This is a genomic window from Nioella sp. (assembly GCF_965215655.1).
Lineage (GTDB): Bacteria > Pseudomonadota > Alphaproteobacteria > Rhodobacterales > Rhodobacteraceae > Nioella.
The window spans coordinates 3,431,079-3,446,529 of the sequence record NZ_OZ244111.1; the positions used below are offsets into that span (position 1 = coordinate 3,431,079).

A 15,451-nucleotide genomic window follows, 5' to 3' on the forward strand; every position below is an offset into this window, starting at 1 on the left:
CAGTCTAGCGCCTTGGCGTGCAATCGGGGAAGCCCTGCCCTTGCGAAACGGACACAGATCGCCTACATCCCGAGTCGAGAGGTTGGCGCGGGCAAGCGCCTCGCCAACCTGGTCAGGACCGGAAGGTAGCAGCCACAACGAGCCCCGCTTGGGTCGATGTCCAGCCTCTCACCACCACACCAGCCGCCGGAGGATTCATGGATATTGTCACATCCCTCCGGGCCCGCGCTGCCTGATCCGTCAGACGATCTGACCTAGGCACCGTCCGCCCGGCCGTAAAGCGAACCGCCCCTTGGGGCTTGTCTTACGTGTGTTCCGGGAACCAGATCATTGAAACACCTGACTCTTGCCGACCTCGGATGGTCGGCCCATTTCGCCGCGCAGATCGCTGATGATCCTGCGCAAACCAATTATGCCCGCCGCCTGACTTCGGTCGCCCGCGACCGGTTGATGGGACTTTCGCCTGAGGGTGAGCATCTGCTGGTGCCGCCCTCTGACATGACCACAGGTCAGTTCGCTGTTGGCGATTGGGTCCTGACCGGCCCGGCCGGCCAGAAGGTGACTCGCCGACTTGATCCGCTGACCGAACTGACCCGCCGTGCGGCGGGCACCGGGGCGGAAAGGCAGCTGATTGCCGCCAATGTCGATACGCTTGGCATCGTCACTTCCTGCAATGCCGATTTCAACGAGGCGCGGCTGGAACGCTATCTTGCGCTTGCCGCGACCGCCGGATGCCTGCCTTTGGTGATCCTGACCAAGGCCGATCAGACGGACGATCCACGCAGCTATGTCCGTCGGGCTGAACGGCTGTCGCCGCTCGTCACCGCCTTGGCCTTGAACGCCACCGACCACGATGACGCCGCGTTGCTGGCACCTTGTTGCAGGGGAGGGCAGACACTGGCCCTTGTCGGGTCGTCCGGCGTTGGAAAATCCACCCTGTCCAATGCGCTGACCGGTGATCTCGTCGCAACCGCAGGCATTCGCGAGGACGACGCCAAAGGCCGCCACACCACCACCGCGCGGGGCTTGCATCGGACTCGCGCTGGCGGCTGGTTGATCGACACACCCGGTATGCGCGCCCTGCGCCTGTCCGATGCGCGGGACGGCGTGGACGCAGTCTTTGCCGATCTGGATGATCTGGCCCAAAGCTGCCGCTTCTCCGATTGCGCGCATGAGACCGAACCGGGTTGCGCCATCCGCGCCGCCATCGAAGCCGGAGAGGTTGACCCCGACCGCCTGCGCCGCTGGCGCAAGTTGCAGGCCGAGGATGCCCGCAATTCCGAAACACTGGCCGAGGCACGGGCGCGGGACAAAAGCTTTGGCAAGCTTGTCCGGTCGGTCATGAAGGAAAAGGACCGGTACCGGCGCTGACCTGGGTCAGAGCATACCGGCAGAGGCCGCAAGATACATGGCCACGAAGGCCAAGACCTGCGTCCCCGCCACAAGGGCCGGCACCAATGCGATCCAGCGCAGGGGCCGGCCCCAGTCCACCTTCGCCCGCAGAAACAGGCAGATCAGCGCAATGATCAGCCCGGCGAATTGCCAGCCGACGAACGCCATCACCCGGTTCAGTCCGCGCGTGAACCCGTCGCCTGTTTCGGCTGTCCACTGAAACGCCAGAAACGACCCGACCATGATGGCCAGCCAAAGCAACAGCAGGATTTTCAGGCCGGTATGTCGACGCATTTCCGTCATGGCGACAGCCTACCCCGCCAACCGCGCTTCGGCCAGCGGTAGCAGACGGGCGTCCTCGATGGCCGCGGTTCTATGCCCGATCCCCGCCATGATCGCCTCATCCCGCGCAAAGGCGAAGAACCGCTCGACCGAATTCTGACGCACCAGCATGGCCAGATCCCATCTCTCCTCAGGCGGTCCAATCAGGAAGGCACCGCCATCCCCCAAGAACAAAAGCTCCCCGCCGCTGTCCCGAAGCAATGGCAGGGTATGGGCAATGTAGAGGTCAAACGCCTCCCGGCCCGAGATCGGTTTGTCTGGGGCAAGATCAGGCGATGCTGAATAGTCCGCCACATCCCGCAGGCGCAGAAGGTTCAGCATGACGACCGGCCCTTCGATCCCACGCCGGGCCAGCGCTGCGCCAGATTCCTGCGTTGGCATCAGATAGGCCGTCACACCGCACCTCCCGCGAATGCCCAGACCCGCTGCGCGTCGGTTTCCACGGCGCAGGGGCGGACGCGCCGAAGTCGACGCAGAGCATCCGGCCCGTCTTCGCCGGCCTCGACCATCAGCCGCAGCAGCGCCATGCCGGACCGGCCACAGCCGCCATAGCAATGGGCCAGCACCCGGCCGCCCCGTGCCAGGACCGGACCCAGATCCGGCCATATCGCTTCAACCTCATCGGAGGGTATCCCGAAATCCTCCACCGGCAGGTGGACCCATCGAACACCGGCCTGCATCAGGTCCTGCCCCAGCCGGTCCGCCCCGTGCCGCGCCATTTCGGGCACGGTTGTCATGGTCAAGACGACCTCAGGCCGCCAGTCCAGCACCTCCACCAGATCGGTGCGATAGTCCCGGAACCGCCCAGGCAGCGGGCAGATGCCAAGCACCCCAACCGCCGCCGCCAGCTCTGATATTGAAAACTCTGCCACGGCTCAGAACGCTCCTTGATCCACGACCGAACCGGGATGAGCCTCGGCCCAATCCGACAGGAAATTGGCGATCTCGTCCTCATTGGCAAACTCTATTGCGGCCTTGGGCAGGGCAACCCCCTCGTCCAACGCCAGTCTCAGACAGCCGACATAGTCCCGCTCTGCGCGGGCCGGGCAGTTGTCCGCCCCATGCAGGATGGTCGACAGCAGCGTCCCCCCGTAAGTGTTCACATGTGACAAATCGGGTTTTAGCGACAGCAGATAGCCCATGACCTCGGGCAGACCTTCCCATCCCGCAACCTGAACCGGCGTCAGACCCTCAGTGTCGGGGCGGTCATATTCCACCCCCATGGCCACCAGCCGCTTTACATGGTCAAGCTTGCCGGGCAGGTGCAGGATCAGTCGGATGATGTTGCGGTAGGCCTCGGGCAACTTCGCCGGGTCAATATAGACGCCCGCAGGCACCTCCCCATCCGCCGCCATCGCCAGCAGCCGTTCCTCCTCGGTCAGGTCCGGCACATCCCCGCGCGCTTCGATGGCGCGCGCCAAATCGCCATTGCCGAAGACCCGCGCATAGCCGTAGGCGGTGCAGCCCTCGAACACCCGGCCCGGGTTTGCCCCTGCCTCCAACAGCAGGTCGATCATTTCCGCATCGCACATCCGCCGCGCCGCCTGATGCAGGGCCGGTACCACCCAGGGCGCCTCACCCCCCACATGGGTGCCGTCGAAATCATCTGCGCGGGCGCCATGATCGAGCAGCAGCCGCACCGCCTGATGGTCATTGAAATCCATGGCCCTGAGCAGCGCATTGGTGCCCCTTGGATCGGCCCCGGCCTCCAGCAGCATGTTCAGCCCGTCGTGATGCCCAAGCTCGGCCGCATGATAGAGCGACTCGCCATCATTGGGATCGGCCCCGTGATCCAGAAACCACCGCCCAAGAACCATATTATCCGCATGACCGATTGCCCCATAGAGCACCGACAGGCGGTGATCGCTATCCGGACTGACCGGGCGACCATCGTTCACATCCGCGCCATGCGCCAACAGCATCTCGGCAATGGCAAGCATGTCGTCGACGCGGTCGGGCTGCGCCTGAAACCGCTTGGAAAAGGCCAGGAAACACAGGGGCGACTGATGCGCCACGACCCGCGTCGCCCGGCCCGGGTCTTCGGCCAGCATGCGTTCCACGGTTTCGCGGTTCAGCAGCGCCACCTGCAACCCAAAAAGACCATCCGCCAGATCCGGCGTGTCCGCCAGCAACCGGTCCACCCGGGCATTTTGACCATGAGCCAGCGCGATCTTCAGCTTCTGCAGCTTCGCGGCGCGATCCAGCCCTTGGATCTCCTGCGCCTCTTTCAGGGCAGGCCAGCTGACAAAGCCGGATTCAAGGGCGATCACATGCAGAAAGTCGGCATGTTTCAGGTCACGGCCGTCCATGCGTGGCGGATGGACTTTCAGCCGTTGCAGGGCAAGCGGATCGCCGGCCTCATGGGCCTTGCGCAGCGCCTTGGCATCACGGCGCAACTGGTCGAGGGATTTCATCGTCGGTTTCCTCACGATAGCGCCCGCCGGTCCGCTGATCCGGGCATGAGAAAATCCGATAGGCTCGGTCTTCCGATCGTTCAGGGGTGCCGATGACGGCTTTCCGCGGACCTGGATGCCGCCCCTTGCGGCAGAACAACCCTAGCTCATAGCATCCGCCCCGCCAAGCCCATCATGGTTACCAGATCACGACCGCCCACCCGTTAACCTTAACGCGGCGCCCTGCCCCCTTCTTCTTGGCCCAAATACTCCCGCCGGAGGCGTCCTTCCCTCTCCGCCCGCGCAACACTCAACTCACCTGTTCACCCCCCGGCCAAAACGCTCTAACCTGCCCGCGATCCATCCCGACGCGAGGCACCATGTCCGAGACCAACGACACAGGCTATCAGGTTCTGGCCCGCAAATACCGGCCCGCCAGCTTTGCCGATCTGATCGGGCAAGAGGCCATGGTGCGCACGCTCAAGAACGCCTTCGCGGCGGATCGGATCGCGCAGGCGTTCATTCTGACGGGCATCAGAGGCACCGGGAAAACGACAACGGCGCGGATCGTGGCCAAGGGGTTGAACTGTACCGGCCCGGACGGCACCGGCACGCCGACAACCGAACCCTGTGGCATCTGCGACCATTGCAAGGCCATTGCCGAAGGCCGCCATGTGGACGTGATCGAGATGGACGCCGCCAGCCATACGGGCGTGAACGATATTCGAGAGATCATCGAAAGCGTGCACTACAGGGCCGCCTCGGCGCGCTACAAGGTCTATATCATCGACGAAGTTCACATGCTGTCGAACAGCGCCTTCAACGCGCTGCTGAAAACGCTTGAAGAACCGCCCGCCCATGTGAAGTTCATCTTTGCCACCACGGAAATCCGCAAGGTGCCGGTCACGGTCCTGTCCCGCTGCCAGCGCTTCGACCTGCGCCGGATCGAACCCGAGGTGATGATTGCCCATCTTCAAGGCGTGGCGCAGAAGGAAGGGGCGGAGATCAACGAGGACGCTTTGGCACTGATCACCCGTGCCGCCGAAGGCTCGGTCCGCGACGCGATGAGCCTGATGGATCAGGCGATTTCCCATGGCGCAGGCGAAACCACCGCCGATCAGGTCCGCGCGATGCTGGGGCTGGCCGATCGGGGCCGGGTCATGGACCTGCTTGAAAAAATCATGTCCGGCGATGCGGCGGGCGCACTCGATGAACTGGGCGCGCAATATGCCGATGGGGCAGACCCGATGGCGGTGCTGCGCGATCTGGCGGAGCTGACCCATTGGCTCTCGGTCATCAACATTACGCCCGAGGCGGCGAACGACCCCACGATCGGCCCCGATGAACGCACGCGCGGGCAGGCGCTGGCGCAGAAGCTGTCGATGCGGGTGCTGGCGCGAGCCTGGCAGATGCTGCTGAAAGCGCTGGAGGAGGTTGCGCTAGCCCCGAACGCGATGATGGCGGCGGAGATGGCGATCATCCGCCTGACCCATGTGGCCGACCTCCCCCCGCCAGAGGATCTGGTTCGCAAGCTCAAGGACATGACCCCGCCCCCCGCTGGCGGCGGTGGTGGTGGTCACGCCCCTGCCCCGCAAGGCGGCGGCCCGGCCTCTCGTGCTTCCACCCCACGCGGCCCGTCCGGGGGGGCAGTAACGGCACTGGCAAAGGCCCCCGAAACGGCGCTGGCGCACTACCACAGCTTTGAAACGGTCGTGGCGCTGATCGAATCGAACCGTGACATCAAGCTGCTGATCGAGGTGAAGACCTGCGTTCGCATCGTCTCCTACACGCCCGGTCGGATTACCTTCCAGCCCACGGACCGCGCGCCAAGAGATCTCGCCCCCCGGCTGGCACAGAGCCTGAAGAACTGGACCGGCGTGCGCTGGACGGTGACTTTGGCCAATGAGGGCGGCGGCGAGACCATCGAAGAGGTGGAAAACGCCAAGGTGCGGGAGCTGGAAGACGCGGCGCGGCAGCACCCGATGATGCAGGCGGTTCTGGCGGCCTTCCCGCAAGCCAAGATCACCGAAATCCGCAGCCGCGCGGAACTGGATGCCGAGGCGGAACTGCAAGCGCTGCCCGAGGTTGAAGACGAATGGGACCCGTTCGAGGAGGACTGAAAACCGCGCCCCGGCAAGACATCCGGGGCGGGGCTGTTTCCTGACCGGGGCTACATGCCGGGCCACGCATCCGGCGCAATCGCGCCAAGCACCTCAATTGCCCCGTCACGGACCTGCAACACATAGGCCACACCCTGCGGTTCGGGATAGATGCCGGTCAGCGCTTCGAACGGGTCATCATGGCCGACAATGACCCGATTGCTGCTGTCTTGCATCTCGGCCAATACCAACGGTGCCACCCGGTCCCGCATCGCCGCGATCTGTACATCAGAATAGTCCTCCGCCGGTTCAAAGTTCAGCGCTGCTGTTTCCTCGTGATATCCAAAGGCCAGATCCGCGGTTTGCCATGCCCGGCAATACTGGCTCGACAAGACCTCGGCCACCGGAATACCGGCCGAGTCTATCGCTGAGCCGATGGCCCGGGCCTGCGCCCATCCGGTGCGGCTTAGCACCCTCTGCGTGGCGCAGTTTTCAGGGTCGGCAGTGACCTGATCGGCATAATCGCTCTCTGTCTGCGCATGGCGAATGTAGAGCACGTATCCCCCTTGCGTCAGACGTTCGACAAGCGTTTCGGGCGGCAGTGGATCGGCATGAGCGGGCAGCGACTGGGCCAGCATCATCAGGGCAGTCAAAAGGACTGGTTTACGTGGGCACATTGAATATCTCCGTGTCTGTGGGTTCATCCGACTGGGTGCCTGACACGGTGCCTGCAAGGGGTGTTGCAATTCCGACTGTTTCTGTCAAGTCAATCCAAACTTGCCTGAGCGAACCGCGCGGCTTATGTCGCAGGGCAACGGAAGCCAAACAGGAGGCGACGACATGCTCAAAGGACTGGGCCAGCTTGGCGACATGGCCAAGATCATGAAACAGGCGCAGGAAATGCAGGGCAAGATGGCCGAGATGCAGGAGCAGCTGGCCACCATGACCGTCGAAGGGGAATCCGGCGCGGGTCTGGTGCGCGCCACCGCGACCGCCAAGGGCGAACTGACCGCGCTGAACATCGACCCCTCGATCTTCGATCCCAACGAAAAGGAAGTGGTGGAGGATCTGATCCTCGCCGCGATCAAGGACGCGCAGGCCAAAGCCGCCGAACGCAGCCAGCAGGAAATGGCGCGTCTGACCGAGGGGCTGAACCTGCCCGAAGGCATGAAGCTGCCCTTCTGAGGGTGGCACCCCGCGCATGGCTGGCGGTACCGAAGACATAGAGGCCCTGATCGACATCATGGCCAAGCTGCCGGGGCTCGGCCCCCGGTCGGCCCGCCGCGCCGTGCTGCACCTGATCAAGAAACGCGCCCTTCTGATGCAGCCGCTGGCCGATGCGATGACACAGGTCGCCGCCACCGCCCGCGAATGCCTGACCTGTGGCAATATCGGCACCTCTGACACCTGCTCGATCTGCTCCGACAGCGAGCGTGCAAATGGGCAGATTTGCGTGGTCGAGGATGTGGCGGATCTTTGGGCCATGGAGCGCGGCCATGCGTTCAAGGGCCGCTATCATGTGCTTGGCGGCACCCTGTCGGCGCTGGATGACGTGGGCCCCGAAGAGTTGCGCATCCCCAAACTGCTCGACCGGATCCGGTCAGATGGCATCAGCGAGATCATCCTCGCGCTCAACGCAACAGTGGATGGTCAGACCACGGCCCACTATATCGCCGGAGAACTGGAGGGCAGCGGTGTTACCGTCTCTTCTCTGGCACAGGGCGTGCCCGTGGGCGGAGAACTGGACTATCTCGACGACGGAACCATCTCGGCCGCGCTGCGCGCCCGCAAGGCGTTCTGAACCTCGCCAAAGGCAGGGCCTGTTACAGGGCGCCAGAGACAAGAAAAGGCTCAGCGGTCAGTCGCTGAGCCTTTTCAATGGCGCGCTGGGGAGGATTCGAACCCCCGACCCCTTGATTCGTAGTCAAGTACTCTATCCAACTGAGCTACCAGCGCGTGAGGGCGGTGTTTAGACCTGTCCTCGGACCGGCGCAAGGGTGAAATCAGACTTTTTGACCGGCAGGCAGATGGATTTCGAATACGGTTCCTTGCGGACCGGTCTGCTTCAAATCCAGCCGTCCACCATGGCCCCGGATCAGCTCGGCCGCGATGGCCAGCCCCAACCCGCTGCCGCCCTTGCGCGCGCCCCCCTGGAACGGTTGAAACAGATGGTCGAGCGCCCGCTTTGGCAGGCCCGGTCCGGTATCTGTGATCCGGATCACCCAGCCTTCCGCGTCCTCGCACCCCTCCAGCGAGATACGGCCCGGCTTGCCACTGGCCGCAATGGCCTGTCGCGCGTTGCGCAAGAGATTGCCAAGCACGCGATACAGCTGCTCGGAATCGGCACGCACGATCATCCCATGTGCGCATGTGGCTTCAATCTGAACCCCATCACCGGAAACGGCCAGTTGTTCCTGCTCGACAACATCTTCCAGCAGCGGGCCAAGCTCGAAGCGGGACAAGGCCGGTGGCGGCTCTTCGGCGCGGCCGAAGGCCAGGGTGCCTTCGCACAGGTTCACCGCACGGGCCAGTGACGATAGCAGCTTCGGCGCAGTGCGCTGAACGGTCGGGTCGTCAGACCCCTCCAGCCGGTCCGCCATCAGCGTGGCCACCGTCAGGATATTGCGTAGATCGTGGCTGATCTTCGCCACCGCCTCGCCCAGTTGCGCAAGACGTTCGCGTTGCTTCAGGGATGCGGTCAATTGGGTTTGCAGCGTTTGAAGCGTTTCCTCGGCGGTATGCAGTTCGGTCACCCCGGCTGACGGCTGGATGATGCGGGTCGCGTCTTCCGGCCGTTCCGAATAGGCGCGCATGGAATCGATCACCCGCTGAATGGGCATCACGATGGCACGGCGGGCGGCAAAGAACAGCAAGGCCGCCGTGATGACCGAGATGACCGCCGACAGCAGCAGGATGCGCAGACCGTAATCAATCATCGCGTCGCGCATTGGCTGGGTGTAGAGCGTCACGTCAATCAACATGCCCGCATCCTGCACCGGGTTGCCATAGACACGGATCACCTGGTTCTCGGGCTCGGCCAGCCGCAGCATGGCATCCCGGATCAAGGTCCAGGCAGACACGTCGCGCAGGTCATATTGCCCGGAGATCGGGGGGATGCGATCGACGGACAGGATCAGCTGACTGACCGCATCCCGGCGCAGAACAACGTTCAGAACGCCTGCATTATCCAGCAGCTCCTGCTCAAGCGCCTCGTCGATCATCATCGCATCATCGGCCAGCAGCGCCAGCGAGGCGATCTGAGCCCGCTCGATCCGCGCCAGCAGGTAATCCTCGCGGAACCGCGCGATGGAGGGCACGAAAATCATGATCTCTGCCAGCATCACGAAGATGACGGTCAGGATCAGCAATCGGCCTGAGAGCGAATTGAGCACGCGGTTTGTCTACCTTCCCTCGTCGCCGGGCTCAGAACCGCTGCACAAGGCGCACGATCCGCTTGACCCACGGGCTATCGAACAGTTTGGGGCTAAAATAGGCGCCCGCGGCCCGTTTGTTAATCTCCCCCAATGTCGGATAGGGGGCAACCATCGCGGCAATAGCGCCCATTTTCAGCTTGTTGGCAATGGCAAGCGCCCAGGTCTGGATCAACTCGCCCGCCTGCGCGCCGACGATAGAGGCGCCGACGGGCCGCCCCTTGACCACCATGACCTTGATAAGCCCGGTGGTCTGGCCAGTGGCAATCGCGCGGTCATTGCCGGAATAGGGGAAGCGCACCACGGTCAGCTTGTCGCCATGAACCTCGCGGGCCTCGGCCTCGGTCAGCCCGACCTGAGCGATTTCAGGATCCGTATAGGTGACCCAGGGGATGTGATCCGTACGCACCTTTGACGGCAGGCCCATCAACATCTGCCGAATGATCACCCCCGCATGATAGCCCGCGACATGGGTGAATTGCAGGCCGCCCGCGGCGTCGCCGATGGCGTAGACCTTGCGGTTGGTGGGCGAGCGGAGCGAGGCATCGACCTTGACGCCGCTGCGGGTGCGTTCCACCCCGGCTTTGTGCAGGTCGAGCGTGTCGATATTCACCGTCCGACCAACGGCCACCAGCAAGTGACTGCCGTTGAGAACGGTCCCGTCTTCGATGGTGACCGCTATGACACCGTCACCACCAGACAGGCTGGACACCATCGCGCCCTCGATGATCCGAATACCTTCCGCACGCAGGTTCTCCAGCGCGATGGCTGCGATTTCCGGGTCATCCTTGCCCAATGCCTTGGCGCCCTCGAGGACCGTCACCGCGCACCCTAACCGCCGATGTGCCTGCGCCATTTCCAGCCCGATGGGGCCGCCGCCGATGACAATCAGGTGCTCAGGCTTCTCTCGCAGGTCAAAAATGGTCTCGTTAGTCAGGAAAGGCGTATCTTCCAGCCCCGGAATCGGTGGCACGAAAGGGCGAGAGCCGGTGGCGATAACAAAGCGCCGCGCGGTGATCTCGGTGTCGCCTGCCTGCACGGTGTCATGGCCGGTGAAGCGCCCGAACTCCCGAATGACCCTGACGCCTAGACCTTCGAACCTCTCCTGGCTGTCATGGGGTTCAATGGCGGCGATTGTGGCCGCAACATGGTCCTTGGCAGCGGCGTAGTCAGCCGCGACCGCCCCCCCCGTTACGCCAAAGGCCCCCTGCCCCATGGCATGCGCCTTTTGCCCCGCCGCCAGCAGCGCCTTGGACGGCACGCAGCCATAGTTCAGGCAGTCGCCCCCCATCTTGTGCCCTTCCAGCAGCACAACATCGGCCCCCATCTGAACGGCACCAGCTGCCACCGACAGCCCACCGCTGCCCGCCCCGATCACACAGATATCGGTCTTGATCCGGTTCATGGGTCAGAGCCCTTTCTGGCCGCGCAGAGCCTTGATGAGGATAGGAAGCGCTGCCAGCGCACAGAGGCCCAGAATGGGGCCCAGAATGGCGGGCTCAAAAATGATCGACAGGTTCGGGGTTTCACCGCGGGCGAAGACCTCGCCTAGACCTGCCCCCACCCATGTGTAGACCGCCGTGCCCGGCATGATCCCGAAGAAGGTGGTGAAGACGTAGCGATGCAGGCTGACACCGACCAGAGCGGGCAGCAGGTTTGCCACGAAGAAGGGCACCACGGGGACCAGCCGGATCAGGAACAGCATCGACAGCTCGTTTTCATGAATGCCCTCGCTGATCCGCCGCACAAGGCCAGAGGATGCATCCATCTTGGCTGACAAGCTGCTGCCAAAGCCGAGCCGGGCCGCAAGGAAGATGATCGTCGCGCCAATGGTTGCTGAGAAGAGAACGAAGATCACTCCGGGGAAGAGGCCGAACAGGAACCCGCCGGTCAGCGTGGCGATGGTCGCCCCCGGCAATGAGAACGCAACGATCAGAATGTAGATCGCCATATAGGCAACCACCATCGTCACGTAATGCGCGTCACGGAAGGCCAGCAGGGCTTCGCGGTTGTCGCGCAGGGTGTCAAAGCTCAGGTAGTCGCCAAGCACAAACCAGCCCGCGACCGCGCCCAACAGAATCAGCGCAAAGGGCAGAAGGCGGCTGGCCTTCGATCCGGGATCTGTCGTCACTTGGCTCATGTCCTGTCCAATCGCTTGCGTTGACCACAACATGCGTGCAAGCCCGGCGCAGCAACAGCCCCCTCACGCGGCGTTGATCACACGTGACGGAAACCGTGGAAATATGTCATGATCGGGGGCCGCCTGAAGGAATCTGCGCACGAGATGTTTCAAACCGGGAATTCAGGGCTTCGGGCTTGTTGACATGGCGGTCATGAGGGCCTATTGCCCGGGCCTCATACGGATTCTCCGGCTGTCGATGCGTGGGCCTCGCCCGCATCCGGCCTTGATGACAAGGAAACGAGACAGATGAAACGCACCTACCAGCCGTCGAACCTGGTCCGCAAGCGTCGCCACGGCTTCCGCGCCCGCATGGCCACCAAAGCCGGCCGCAAGATCCTGAACGCCCGCCGCGCCCGCGGCCGGAAGTCGCTCAGCGCATAATCGCGTGATGCAGGGCCGGGCCTTGGTGCCCGGTTGATGAGCCCCCTTCGGCCCCACGGCCCCGGGGGCTTTTCGTGTTTGAGGGACCGCACTTGCCGATTGTCGAGACCCTGACCAAACGTCCAGATTTCCTGCGTGCTGCTCGCGCGGCCCGCGCCCCGGCGCCCGCCTTCTTGTTGCAGGCAAGGCGGCGGCGAGAGGATGAAGACGTAGCGCCCGATCTGGTGCGTGTGGGTTTCACCTGTTCCAAGAAGGTCGGCAACGCCGTCGCACGCAACCGCGCCAAGCGCCGCTTGAGGGAAATTGCCCGCGCCATCCTGCCGCTTGAAGGGCGTCCCGGCTGGGACTACGTTTTGATTGGCAAAGCCAATGATACTGCCGCGCGCCCGATGGAAGATATGCTGAAAGACCTCCAACGGGCACTGAAGAAAGTGCACAAGTGACCCCGCTGGCCCATCTCATTGCCCTTCCCGTCCGGGCCTACAGGCTGATCTTCAGCCCATGGGTGGGGTTCAACTGCCGCTACCAGCCCACCTGTTCCGCTTACGCGCTGGAGGCCCTGCAAAAGCATGGGGCGATCAAGGGCTCATGGCTTGCCGCGAAGCGGATTGGCCGCTGCCATCCCTGGGGTGCAGATGGCTATGACCCGGTTCCAGGCTGCGGGCATGATCACAGTCACGAGGACGGGCAGGACGTGGCCGATCGGTAACAACCGTCGATTGTCCGGTTTTCCGTCATAGCGCGATGCGCGCACCACATGCTATCCGCCCCCTATCGAGTTCCACCGTCCAAGCTAAGGGAGGGCGTCATATGATTTTGCTGTTCACACGACGCCTGGGCGAACTCGATTCCCGGTCCGGCACCTGCATGGCAGGGGCATAGGCCGCACGGCCGCACCCTTCGGTCCCTAGGGGCCAGCTTTCCAACATGACCTGACCGATCTGCCATGGGGGCATCTGCCTGCCCGTGGTCCATCTCCAACCCAATCCAGAGGCCCCTGTTTCATCAGGGGGACATATCATGACCAGACTCGAAAACCGTCTTTCGGCGGCTGAAATCCAGGCCTTGCTGGCCGAAATGATCGCCGATGCGGGTGCGTGGCGCGTGCTGAAGGCCGCCGCCAGGCAGGCGATGAAGCGCAAGGCGCGGCCCGCGAACGGGCTCATCTCGCTCAACAATCACATGCGGCGTGACATAGGGATGGCGCCCTACCACCCTCCCCCATCCGCAACACAGCTCAGATGGTGAACCATCAGGGGTCCGGTCCGTCCGGGCCCCAACCCTCAGCCGATCAGCGCCTGATTGCCTTCATTCGTCGGGGCGCGCGTCGGCATGGTCGCGGCGGGATGCGCGGCCAGCACGAGGGCGGCGTCACGATAGAACTGCGCATCCAGGAAGTGCCAGTTATGAGAGATCGAGGACGTGTTCGGCCATTCATGCTTATGCGTGTTGTAATAGTGCTGCACATACACATCCGCATGGCCCGGCGGCACGCTGTCCGGCATCCCCTCGAAACCCAGCCTCTGCGCCTGAAACAGCCTGTACCACTGGGACAGGCTCAAAACCTCATCCGCGCGGCTGTAGTAGTTGGTGATCCTGCCCGCATGCGCGTAAAGCGCGGCAGATTTCTTGGCTCCGGTCTTCATCGACTTCGCCGCAATGTCGGCGGCAACCAGCAAAACCTGCCCGACCGAGATATCGACCGCCCCGGCCTTGCCCAGTTCCACAACCCGATGAAAAGCATGGCGCGTGACCAGAGAGCCCATGGAATGAGCCATGATATCAAGCTTGATCCCTGGCGCCGCCTTGCGCAGCAAAGCGATTCCATCCAGCACCAGTTGCGGCGCAACTGTGTGGGCATCGGCCCGGTCCTTTCGATAATCGAACAGAGCGCCGTTGGTGGGCCAGTCAAAGCTGACCACCACGCCACCAAAACCATGCTGCGCCAGCCCGTCGGCGATCAACTGGTGCCGTGCAAAGGTTTCATGTTGTTCCAGGTTGAACCCGTGGACATGCAGCAGCACCCCGTTTGCGCCCGCCGCCGCCAGCACCTCGGCCAGCCATGTGTCCACCGGCAGGATCTGCACCGCATATCCGGCCGTGGTCTTCTCGACCCTCACATAGCGCGTCACACCGGGATTCTTTGTGAAAGCCCCGTCAACAAAACTGCGGGTTGTCATTGCGTAAATCATCGTCGGTCCTCGAATGAAAAACTGGTCAATCCGGTCATCTTGCGCCCGAATCGCCCAGATGCCAAAATCATTGCCTGTCCGGGGCATTCCGCGTAGATGCGGACCCGCAACCGGAGGCCCCCGATGCTAGACGAATCCGACGATATCCACCCGCTGTTCAGCGGCGCGCCGAACACGACCGAGTTCAAGAAGCTGCGCAAGCGGATCATTCGCGAGACCCGCGAAGCCATAGATCGCTACGGCATGATCGAACGCGGCGCGCGGTGGCTCGTCTGTCTGTCCGGCGGCAAGGACAGCTACACGCTGCTGGCTGCGCTGACCGAGCTGAAATGGCGCGGGCTGCTGCCGGTGGACCTGCTGGCCTGCAACCTCGACCAGGGGCAACCGGGATTTCCCGCAACAGTCCTGCCGGAGTTTCTGTCGAAGATGGGGGTCGAGCACCGGATCGAATATCAGGACACCTATTCCATCGTCATGGACAAGGTGCCCGCCGGACGCACCTATTGCGCGCTCTGTTCGCGGTTGCGGCGCGGCAATCTTTACCGAATCGCCCGCGAGGAAGGCTGCTCCGCCGTGGTTCTGGGCCATCACCGCGACGATATTCTCGAAACATTTTTCCTCAATCTCTTTCATGGTGGCAAGCTGGCGACGATGCCGCCGAAGCTCTTGAATGACGAGGGCGACCTCTTCGTCTATCGCCCGCTCGCGCATGTGGCCGAGGCCGATTGCGAGAAGTTCGCGACAGCGATGAACTACCCCATCATCCCCTGCGATCTTTGTGGATCACAGGACGGCTTGCAGCGCCAACAGATCAAGAAACTGCTGGATGAATGGGAAAGCCGCAGCCCCGGGCGGCGGGGCAAGATGTTCTCGGCTCTGATGAATGCGCGGCCCTCGCATCTGCTCGACCCGGCGCTTTTTGACTTCGCGGGGCTGATGCGATCGGAACAAGTCGAGACAAATCCGAAGGACTGAGGCGAAGACGTTAACAGCCTGTCAGGCAGTTTGGCGTAGCGGTGAACGGGACCGACGCCAGAAT

18 protein-coding genes, 1 tRNA gene and 1 other RNA gene are annotated in these 15,451 nt (G+C 63.2%); 10 read left to right on the forward strand and 10 right to left on the reverse strand.

Annotated elements, in window-relative coordinates:
• Positions 1 to 75: 75 nt before the first annotated feature.
• An RNA gene (gene ffs, locus ACOOEX_RS17040) (signal recognition particle sRNA small type) lies at positions 76 to 174 on the forward strand.
• 156 nt (positions 175 to 330) lie between these two features.
• Positions 331 to 1,371 carry a ribosome small subunit-dependent GTPase A gene (rsgA, locus tag ACOOEX_RS17045; RefSeq protein ID WP_420395948.1) on the forward strand — a complete coding sequence of 347 codons (1,041 nt, stop codon included), beginning with the start codon at positions 331 to 333 and terminating at the stop codon, positions 1,369 to 1,371.
• Positions 1,372 to 1,377: 6 nt separating this feature from the next.
• Here rsgA and ACOOEX_RS17050 read toward each other — a convergent pair whose 3' ends face one another.
• From ACOOEX_RS17050 to ACOOEX_RS17065, 4 genes are read right to left on the reverse strand one after another with little or no spacing between them, the layout of a single operon-like run.
• The gene (locus tag ACOOEX_RS17050; RefSeq protein WP_420395949.1) at positions 1,378 to 1,695 is read right to left on the reverse strand and encodes a hypothetical protein; all 318 of its coding nucleotides are present in this window, start codon (positions 1,693 to 1,695) and stop codon (positions 1,378 to 1,380) included.
• A 9-nt stretch (positions 1,696 to 1,704) separates the two neighbouring features.
• Complete coding sequence (locus ACOOEX_RS17055) at positions 1,705 to 2,130, reverse strand: hypothetical protein (RefSeq protein WP_420395950.1); 426 nt, start codon at positions 2,128 to 2,130, stop codon at positions 1,705 to 1,707.
• Entirely contained in the window at positions 2,127 to 2,606 is a 480-nt protein-coding gene (locus tag ACOOEX_RS17060) for a protein phosphatase (protein WP_420395951.1), read from the reverse strand. Before ACOOEX_RS17060 ends, ACOOEX_RS17055 begins: the two co-directional genes overlap by 4 nt.
• Positions 2,607 to 2,609: 3 nt before the next feature.
• Complete coding sequence (locus tag ACOOEX_RS17065; protein WP_420395952.1) at positions 2,610 to 4,148, reverse strand: ankyrin repeat domain-containing protein; 1,539 nt, start codon at positions 4,146 to 4,148, stop codon at positions 2,610 to 2,612.
• A gap of 359 nt (positions 4,149 to 4,507) precedes the next feature.
• Between ACOOEX_RS17065 and ACOOEX_RS17070 the strand changes: the two genes are divergently transcribed.
• Positions 4,508 to 6,247 (forward strand): DNA polymerase III subunit gamma/tau, encoded by a 1,740-nt coding sequence (locus ACOOEX_RS17070; protein ID WP_420395953.1) that lies wholly within the window; start codon positions 4,508 to 4,510, stop codon positions 6,245 to 6,247.
• Positions 6,248 to 6,297: 50 nt separating this feature from the next.
• Here ACOOEX_RS17070 and ACOOEX_RS17075 read toward each other — a convergent pair whose 3' ends face one another.
• On the reverse strand, positions 6,298 to 6,903 hold the full coding sequence (locus tag ACOOEX_RS17075) for a histidine phosphatase family protein (protein WP_420395954.1): 606 nt from the start codon (positions 6,901 to 6,903) through the stop codon (positions 6,298 to 6,300).
• A 163-nt stretch (positions 6,904 to 7,066) separates the two neighbouring features.
• Here ACOOEX_RS17075 and ACOOEX_RS17080 point away from each other — a divergent pair, with 163 nt between their 5' ends.
• On the forward strand, positions 7,067 to 7,411 hold the full coding sequence (locus tag ACOOEX_RS17080) for a YbaB/EbfC family nucleoid-associated protein (protein ID WP_420395955.1): 345 nt from the start codon (positions 7,067 to 7,069) through the stop codon (positions 7,409 to 7,411).
• Positions 7,412 to 7,427: 16 nt separating this feature from the next.
• Positions 7,428 to 8,027 (forward strand): recombination mediator RecR, encoded by a 600-nt coding sequence (gene recR / locus ACOOEX_RS17085; RefSeq protein WP_306047166.1) that lies wholly within the window; start codon positions 7,428 to 7,430, stop codon positions 8,025 to 8,027.
• 78 nt (positions 8,028 to 8,105) lie between these two features.
• Here the strand turns inward: recR and ACOOEX_RS17090 are convergent.
• The 4 genes from ACOOEX_RS17090 to ACOOEX_RS17105 all read right to left on the reverse strand — a co-directional run bounded on the left by ACOOEX_RS17090 (position 8,106) and on the right by ACOOEX_RS17105 (position 11,797).
• A tRNA-Arg gene (locus ACOOEX_RS17090) sits at positions 8,106 to 8,182 on the reverse strand.
• 47 nt (positions 8,183 to 8,229) lie between these two features.
• Positions 8,230 to 9,618, reverse strand: a complete 1,389-nt coding sequence (locus ACOOEX_RS17095; RefSeq protein WP_420395956.1) for a sensor histidine kinase — start codon at positions 9,616 to 9,618, stop codon at positions 8,230 to 8,232.
• 31 nt (positions 9,619 to 9,649) lie between these two features.
• The gene (locus tag ACOOEX_RS17100) at positions 9,650 to 11,062 is read right to left on the reverse strand and encodes a dihydrolipoyl dehydrogenase family protein (protein WP_420395957.1); all 1,413 of its coding nucleotides are present in this window, start codon (positions 11,060 to 11,062) and stop codon (positions 9,650 to 9,652) included.
• A 3-nt stretch (positions 11,063 to 11,065) separates the two neighbouring features.
• Positions 11,066 to 11,797: a TVP38/TMEM64 family protein gene (locus ACOOEX_RS17105; protein WP_420395958.1), complete on the reverse strand. Its 732-nt coding sequence runs from the start codon at positions 11,795 to 11,797 to the stop codon at positions 11,066 to 11,068.
• A 288-nt stretch (positions 11,798 to 12,085) separates the two neighbouring features.
• Here ACOOEX_RS17105 and rpmH point away from each other — a divergent pair, with 288 nt between their 5' ends.
• From rpmH to ACOOEX_RS17125, 4 genes are all read left to right on the forward strand, one after another.
• The gene (gene rpmH, locus ACOOEX_RS17110) at positions 12,086 to 12,220 is read left to right on the forward strand and encodes a 50S ribosomal protein L34 (RefSeq protein WP_005980833.1); all 135 of its coding nucleotides are present in this window, start codon (positions 12,086 to 12,088) and stop codon (positions 12,218 to 12,220) included.
• A gap of 74 nt (positions 12,221 to 12,294) precedes the next feature.
• Positions 12,295 to 12,663: a ribonuclease P protein component gene (rnpA, locus tag ACOOEX_RS17115; protein ID WP_420395959.1), complete on the forward strand. Its 369-nt coding sequence runs from the start codon at positions 12,295 to 12,297 to the stop codon at positions 12,661 to 12,663.
• Entirely contained in the window at positions 12,660 to 12,929 is a 270-nt protein-coding gene (gene yidD / locus ACOOEX_RS17120; protein ID WP_420395960.1) for a membrane protein insertion efficiency factor YidD, read from the forward strand. Before rnpA ends, yidD begins: the two co-directional genes overlap by 4 nt.
• Before the next feature lie 311 nt (positions 12,930 to 13,240).
• A complete protein-coding gene (locus ACOOEX_RS17125) occupies positions 13,241 to 13,468 on the forward strand; it encodes a hypothetical protein (protein WP_420395961.1) in 228 nt (75 codons plus the stop codon).
• Positions 13,469 to 13,503: 35 nt separating this feature from the next.
• Here the strand turns inward: ACOOEX_RS17125 and ACOOEX_RS17130 are convergent, their stop codons facing one another.
• Positions 13,504 to 14,400, reverse strand: coding sequence for an alpha/beta hydrolase (locus tag ACOOEX_RS17130; RefSeq protein ID WP_420395962.1), 897 nt, complete (start codon positions 14,398 to 14,400; stop codon positions 13,504 to 13,506).
• Between the two features lie 135 nt (positions 14,401 to 14,535).
• On the opposite strand from ACOOEX_RS17130, the gene ttcA reads away from it, so the two are divergent.
• Positions 14,536 to 15,387 carry a tRNA 2-thiocytidine(32) synthetase TtcA gene (gene ttcA / locus ACOOEX_RS17135; RefSeq protein WP_420395963.1) on the forward strand — a complete coding sequence of 284 codons (852 nt, stop codon included), beginning with the start codon at positions 14,536 to 14,538 and terminating at the stop codon, positions 15,385 to 15,387.
• Positions 15,388 to 15,451 lie beyond the last annotated feature (64 nt).

Coding starts and splice junctions, on each gene's coding strand:
- ACOOEX_RS17105 (WP_420395958.1), bottom strand. CDS start 11,797: ATGAGCCAAGTGACGACAGATCCCGGATCGAAGGCCAGCCGCCTTCTG.
- ACOOEX_RS17065 (WP_420395952.1), bottom strand. CDS start 4,148: ATGAAATCCCTCGACCAGTTGCGCCGTGATGCCAAGGCGCTGCGCAAG.
- ttcA (WP_420395963.1), top strand. CDS start 14,536: ATGCTAGACGAATCCGACGATATCCACCCGCTGTTCAGCGGCGCGCCG.
- rpmH (WP_005980833.1), top strand. CDS start 12,086: ATGAAACGCACCTACCAGCCGTCGAACCTGGTCCGCAAGCGTCGCCAC.
- ACOOEX_RS17125 (WP_420395961.1), top strand. CDS start 13,241: ATGACCAGACTCGAAAACCGTCTTTCGGCGGCTGAAATCCAGGCCTTG.
- ACOOEX_RS17080 (WP_420395955.1), top strand. CDS start 7,067: ATGCTCAAAGGACTGGGCCAGCTTGGCGACATGGCCAAGATCATGAAA.
- recR (WP_306047166.1), top strand. CDS start 7,428: ATGGCTGGCGGTACCGAAGACATAGAGGCCCTGATCGACATCATGGCC.
- ACOOEX_RS17075 (WP_420395954.1), bottom strand. CDS start 6,903: ATGTGCCCACGTAAACCAGTCCTTTTGACTGCCCTGATGATGCTGGCC.
- ACOOEX_RS17130 (WP_420395962.1), bottom strand. CDS start 14,400: ATGACAACCCGCAGTTTTGTTGACGGGGCTTTCACAAAGAATCCCGGT.
- ACOOEX_RS17070 (WP_420395953.1), top strand. CDS start 4,508: ATGTCCGAGACCAACGACACAGGCTATCAGGTTCTGGCCCGCAAATAC.
- ACOOEX_RS17050 (WP_420395949.1), bottom strand. CDS start 1,695: ATGACGGAAATGCGTCGACATACCGGCCTGAAAATCCTGCTGTTGCTT.
- ACOOEX_RS17100 (WP_420395957.1), bottom strand. CDS start 11,062: ATGAACCGGATCAAGACCGATATCTGTGTGATCGGGGCGGGCAGCGGT.